Origin of the sequence: Pseudomonas sp. K5002 (genome assembly GCF_013386655.1) — a bacterium.
Taxonomy (GTDB): Bacteria; Pseudomonadota; Gammaproteobacteria; order Pseudomonadales; family Pseudomonadaceae; genus Aquipseudomonas.
Genome location: NZ_JACARK010000855.1, coordinates 304 through 771, shown reverse-complemented (window position 1 = coordinate 771; position 468 = coordinate 304). Strand labels below are relative to the sequence as shown.

The window sequence follows — 468 nt, the reverse complement described above, 5'->3', positions numbered from 1 at the left end:
AAAATAGTGCAGGCGCCACGGCTGGCCGCTGTCGGCCAGTCGATAGGCCATGCTCAACAGCGGCGTCACCCCGATACCGGCGGCAAACAGCGCATGGGCCGGCGCCTCCGGGTCGAGGCGGAACAGGTTGCGCGGCGCGCCCATCTCCAGTTCCATGCCCTCCCGCACCTGCTCATGCAGGGCCAGGGAGCCGCCACGGGATTGCGCCTCTTTCTTCACCGCCACCAGGTACGCGCGGCCATCGTGGGGCGGGCTGCACAGCGAATACTGGCGGGTGACGCCGGTTGGCCCGGTGAGGTCCACATGGGCCCCGGGCTCATAACTGTCGAGGGGCTGGCCGTCACTGCGCACGAGGCGAAAGGAACGGATATCCAGCGCTTCATCGACGATGCGTTCGATCTTCACCTTCATCATTGCAGCACCTGAATCCTGTTGTTTCGGTTGAACGCTAACCTGTGGCGAGGGAGC

Annotated in this window: 1 protein-coding gene; it reads right to left on the bottom strand. The window is 65.2% G+C overall.

The window, feature by feature from the left end:
* Positions 1-414, bottom strand: a 414-nt coding sequence (locus tag HX846_RS29985; RefSeq protein WP_178966766.1) for a ferredoxin reductase, incomplete at its 3' end; no start/stop codon positions are given.
* Between the last annotated feature and the right edge of the window lie 54 nt (positions 415-468).